Here is a 500-nt window from a genome sequence, read left to right on the forward strand (position 1 = left end):
TGGCAATAAAACACCGCTTGCAGCGCGAGTAAGGTGAACCCACCAAGCAGATGAAGCATGACAATGACAGGCATCAGTTTTAGAGTCACCGTCCACATACCTAACATCGCCTGCCCCACAACCAAAAAGCTGAGCAGAATAGGAATGGATGGGTTCACGCGTTCAGTTCGAATAGCAATAACGGTAATAGCAAAAATCACCATGCCGAGTGTTCCAGCAAAATAGCGATGAATCATCTCTAGCCACGCTTTTTCATGCTCAATCTCGCGTTCTGGAAAATTGATGTTGGCGCGCAGAACATCGTCTTCATGGTGTGGTACAGAAAAGTGACCATAACACCCCGGCCAGTCAGGACACCCCAAACCCGCATCCGACAAACGGGTATAGGCCCCCAACATGATGACGACTAACGTCAGGCACAAACTTAATCTAACCAACTTTGTTAACGTCATGATGCGCTCCCTATCCCACTCGCGACAATTTGAGCAACTTACGCAAAT

At 48.0% G+C, this 500-nt stretch carries 1 protein-coding gene; it reads right to left on the reverse strand.

Translation table 11 applies throughout. The annotated features are described in order from the left end of the window. A partial coding sequence (locus R7093_RS28620) for a COX15/CtaA family protein (protein WP_318147461.1) occupies positions 1-452 on the reverse strand: 452 nt, incomplete at its 3' end. Between the last annotated feature and the right edge of the window lie 48 nt (positions 453-500).

This window comes from Vibrio sp. 1580, from assembly GCF_033340055.1.